Below are 4,533 nucleotides of genomic sequence, written 5' to 3' on the forward strand. Positions count from 1 at the left end.
GGTGAAATACTTGTGAGCGCAGCAATATAGCTTGCGTGATGCTGAATCTAGCAAGAAGCGGACTGATGTTCAATGGGGAAAACCCAAGCGCTGACCCTGTCACGCAAGGGGTCATAGGTTTTGCGCGCGCCTGTCGTCGGCGCGGCTTCAAGCCCCCACCCGCGCCTAAGCAGATTGCATGCCACCAAAGCAACCATCGGCCCGAAGGCGAGCCTCCCACAAGGCACCGGGAGTCGCGTACTGCGAAAGAGGCTCCCTCGCCACGATGGAATTGGGCTGCTGCAAATGCCTGCAACACCCTGGCAAGGTGCGAACCCCGCGCCTGGCACGCCAAACTGTCATGCCGTTTGCGACAAGTTGTCACGAAGGCTCGGCGCCTGCCCGGCCATGCGGCCGCAGCTGCAACCTTGCTGTTGCCCCTCAAACAGGTCAGTAAATATTTATATCCGACTAATTTTGTCGGGTCTATCGCTAGAATTCAGAGCCCACATGACCACGTTTTTACCCCCCACACAGCCTGATTCCGTGCCCGCCACGCCGCCTGACGGCTGGCCGGACTGGTCTATTTTGGTCGTGGACGACGAGCCTGGCATGCGCAACTTCTTGCTCAAAAGCCTGGCGCCCCGCTGCCACCGCGTGCATGTGGCCGGCAGCGCCGAAGAGGGCGCGGAGTGCTTGCAGCAGCAGCATGTGGACCTGATCATTCTGGACATCTCACTGCCTGGACAAAGCGGCGTGGCCTGGCTCAAATCGCTGCGCGAACAGGGTTTCCGGGGCTATGTCATTCTGATCACCGCCTTTGCCGACCTGGAAACTGCCATTGAAGCCCTGCGCGCCGGTGCCTCCGACTTCATCCTCAAGCCATTCCGGGTGCCGCAGATCCTGAACGCCATCAAGCACTGCTTTGAGTGCGCCAGATTGGCGCGAGAAAATTTTGTGCTCAGGCACACGCTGTCCCGTCAAATCGACACCAGCACCGGCCTGATTGGCCACTCGGCCTTCATGCAGGCGCTGCGCGACACGCTGACGCGGGTCGCCATGGTGGACAGCACCGTTCTGCTGCAGGGTGAATCGGGCACCGGCAAGGAAATGGTGGCGCGCGCCCTGCACCAGATGAGCCCGCGCCAGCGCGGCCCGTTTGTGCCGGTCAACTGCGCCAGCATATCGCCAGAGTTCATGGAGGGCAGCCTGTTTGGCTACGCCAAAAGCGCTGTCAAAGGAGCCCAGCATGCGCGTGACGGCCTGTTTTACTACGCCCAGGGCGGCACCTTGTTTCTGGACGAAGTGGCCGAACTGCCGCTGGCCGTGCAGGCATCGCTGTTGCGCGCCCTGGAGGATCTGCATATTCGACCGCTGGGCAGCAGTCAGCTTGTGCCAGTCAATGCGCGCATCATGGCCGCCACCAACCGCACCTTGAAAGACGAGGTCGCGGCCGGGCGTTTTCGCAAGGACCTGTACTACCGGTTGCAGGTGGTTGACATCACGCTGGCCCCGTTGCGTGAGCGCAAGCAGGACATTGCCGAGCTGGTCGCCCACTTCAACGCGCAACTGGCGCAGCGCATGGGCGTGGCGAAATTGGCCATCAGCCCGGAGCAGATGGATTACCTGATGCAGTACGACTGGCCGGGAAATGCCCGGGAACTGCGCAACCTGATCGAGCGCTCGCTGATTCTGGGCGAGCTCAATGTGTCGGCCCTTTACGATGCCGCAGCGCGCCAGCCCCAGGCCAGCCAGAGCGCCACCACCAACCTGCAGAGCCTGGAAAAACAGCACATCCAGTCGGTGCTCGACAGCGTCCAAGGCGACAAGAGCCGCGCTGCGGAATTGCTGGGTATTTCAAGGCGCACACTGGAGCGCCGTTGCGCCGAATGGGCCGACGCTTGAGCGAACCAGGGTTGCGCCGGCACTGGCAGCACTTGTCGGTGCGCCACAAGCTGATGGCGTTGTCCTTGCTGCCGCTCCTGGTGGTGCTGCCCTTGCTGGTGGCCGCGCTGGTCACCTGGGGCAGTTCGGCCTATGACCGCTTGCTGATCACCAAGGTGCGCAGCGACCTGGCAGTTGCACACGGCTACTTTGATCAAGTGCTGTCCGAGGTGGGCACCGGCACCCAGGCGCTGGCCAATGCACACACCCTGCACCTGGCACTGGCCGCGCAAGAACCTTTGGCCTTGAACCAGGAACTGGTGCAGGCCCGCCAGCGCCTGAGCTTTGATTTTGTCAATCTGTACACACTCGACGGGCAACTGCTGAGTGCCAGTTGGCAGGACGCCGTTGATGCGGCCAACCGTCCCAGCCACCGTTTGCCGGACGCGCCAGGCGTGCAATTGCAGCGGCTCAGCCGCGCTGAGTTGCTGACGCTGGCACCGCACCTGGGACCGCGCCTGAACATTGCGCTGATCCCCACCCAGGGCGCTGCGACCAGCGCGCGCAGCGTCGAAGACCAGGCGCTGGTGATGCTGGCCAGCTTTGCGGTGGCTGACGCGCAAGGCCAGCCGCTGGCGTGGTTACGCGCCGGCGTGCTGCTCAACCAGAACCTGGCCTTGATCGATCACATCAACCAGATTGTTTACCCCGAGGGCTCCTTGCCGCTGGGCAGTGTTGGCACCGCCACACTGTTTCTGGACGACGTGCGCATCACCACCAATGTGCGCCTGTTCCAGGACCAGCGCGCCATTGGCACCCGCGTGTCACAGGCCGTGCGCGAGGCCGTGCTGGTGCGCGGCGAGACCTGGCTGGACCGGGCCTTCGTGGTCAACGACTGGTATGTGTCGGCGTATGAACCCCTGCTCAACGGCCAAAGAGAGCGCGTCGGCATGCTTTATGTGGGTTACCTGGAAGCGCCGTTTCGCCAGACCAAACACGGCCTGCTGGCCGTTGTTGTGGGCATCTTTGCGATCGCCATGGTGCTGGCGGCCTGGCTGTCACTGCGCTGGGCGCGCAGCATTTTTCAGCCGGTAGAACTCATGAACCGCACCATGCAGCAGGTGCAGGACGGCAACGCTGCGGCGCGGGTCGGGCCGCTGGCACAGCAGGACGAACTTGGCGCGCTGGCCAGCCATCTGGACCAACTGTTGATTGCGGTCGACGACAAAACCTGCACCCTGCAGCGCTGGGGGCAGGAGCTTGACGCCAAGGTCACCGAGCGCACCCGCGCTTTGGCCGAGAGCCACCAGTCCCTGCAGCAAGCGCAGGCGCAACTGGTGAAATCAGAAAAGCTGGCCGCCATTGGCCAGCTCACCGCCAGTGTGGCGCACGAAATCAACAACCCGATTGCCGTCATGCAGGGCAATCTTGACCTGATGCGTGAAACGCTGGGCCAGCACGCCCTGCCGGTGGCCCCGGAGCTCAAGCTGATGGACCAGCAAATTGAGCGCATGCGCCTGATCGTGACGCAGCTGCTGCAATACGCCCGCCCCAACGACTACGCCGGCTATGTCGAGGCGGTGGACGTGAACCACGCCTTGGCAAGCTCACTGGTGCTGGTGGAGCACTTGCTCAACCGCACGCACATCAGCGTGCAGCGCCAGTGGCTGGCCAGCCAGCGCGTCAACATCAACCAACAAGAGTTGCAACAGGTGCTGATTAACCTGATCATCAACGCCGTCCAGGCCATGCCCGAGGGCGGCGAACTGCTGCTGCGCAGCGTCAATCAGACTGACACCGAGGGCCGCGAGGGTGTGCTGATCGAAGTCTGTGATACCGGCCCAGGCCTTGGCGCGGCGGTGCACGACAAATTATTCAGCCCGTTTTTCACCACCAAAAACGAAGGCAACGGCCTGGGCCTGTGGATCAGCCAGGGGCTGGTGGAACGCTACGGCGGCGGCATCCGGGCCGGCAACCGGCGCGACCGGGGCGAAGACTCACCCGGCGCCGTCTTCTGCGTTGCCTTGCTGTGCGAGGCAAGCACAGACGCACCCACGGTCTACTGAACTGAAGTCGCCGCCGCACACACATGCCACCATCGAACGAGCCGCACAGTTGCCCAACCGCGTGAGGATGCGGGTGCCAATGCGCCTGCGGTGGGGATGGGACAGTGCCAGCCGGGTGGGTGCCTGATAATATTGACGAGTGTATTGACTCCAAATCTGTTCGTATACTCGCGCCATGAATCTCGAAAAAGTCATCTTTGGTTTCTTCATCATCCTGGCCTGCACGCTGAACTTCGGGTTTTTCATAGGCGACATTGACCGGGTTGATCTGCACCACCCGATGGAACTGGGCATCGCCCTGGCCATCAATTTGATAGCGACGGTGCTCAAGTTTGGCGACCGTACGCACCTGGGCGCCACCCACCTGGCGACCTCTTTGGTCGCCAGCTTGCAGCTCATTGCAGCCTCGGTGGTGTGGATGGTTCATGTTCACTTTAATGGGCTGCCCATGGACTCTTACTCCATGTCCACCGTCGTGTCACTGTCAGGCGGCGCGCTTTTGGCAAACCTGGTATCGGTGACTCTTTTGATTGGGGAAACCCTCAGACAAGGGCGCTGAGCGCGCCGACACCAGATCACCGCATCGCGCATGGGTAGTGCATGA

At 62.2% G+C, this 4,533-nt stretch carries 3 protein-coding genes; all 3 read left to right on the top strand.

What is annotated here, in order from left to right; translation table 11 throughout:
- Positions 1–489: 489 nt before the first annotated feature.
- The 3 genes from GPS82_RS13290 (at position 490) to GPS82_RS13300 (ending at position 4,488) form a co-directional block, all read left to right on the top strand.
- Positions 490–1,884: a sigma-54 dependent transcriptional regulator gene (locus tag GPS82_RS13290; RefSeq protein ID WP_296495510.1), complete on the top strand. Its 1,395-nt coding sequence runs from the start codon at positions 490–492 to the stop codon at positions 1,882–1,884.
- Entirely contained in the window at positions 1,881–3,929 is a 2,049-nt protein-coding gene (locus GPS82_RS13295; protein ID WP_296495512.1) for a cache domain-containing protein, read from the top strand. The genes GPS82_RS13290 and GPS82_RS13295 overlap by 4 nt, the downstream gene beginning before the upstream one ends.
- Before the next feature lie 175 nt (positions 3,930–4,104).
- Complete coding sequence (locus GPS82_RS13300; protein ID WP_296495514.1) at positions 4,105–4,488, top strand: DUF6394 family protein; 384 nt, start codon at positions 4,105–4,107, stop codon at positions 4,486–4,488.
- The last annotated feature ends 45 nt before the right edge of the window (positions 4,489–4,533 follow it).

This window comes from Rhodoferax sp. (assembly GCF_011391645.1).
In the GTDB taxonomy this organism is placed as follows: domain Bacteria; phylum Pseudomonadota; class Gammaproteobacteria; order Burkholderiales; family Burkholderiaceae_C; genus Rhodoferax.

Excerpts from the sequence above, each read along its gene's own strand:
- GPS82_RS13300 (WP_296495514.1), top strand. The coding sequence starts at position 4,105 with ATGAATCTCGAAAAAGTCATCTTTGGTTTCTTCATCATCCTGGCCTGC.
- GPS82_RS13290 (WP_296495510.1), top strand. The coding sequence starts at position 490 with ATGACCACGTTTTTACCCCCCACACAGCCTGATTCCGTGCCCGCCACG.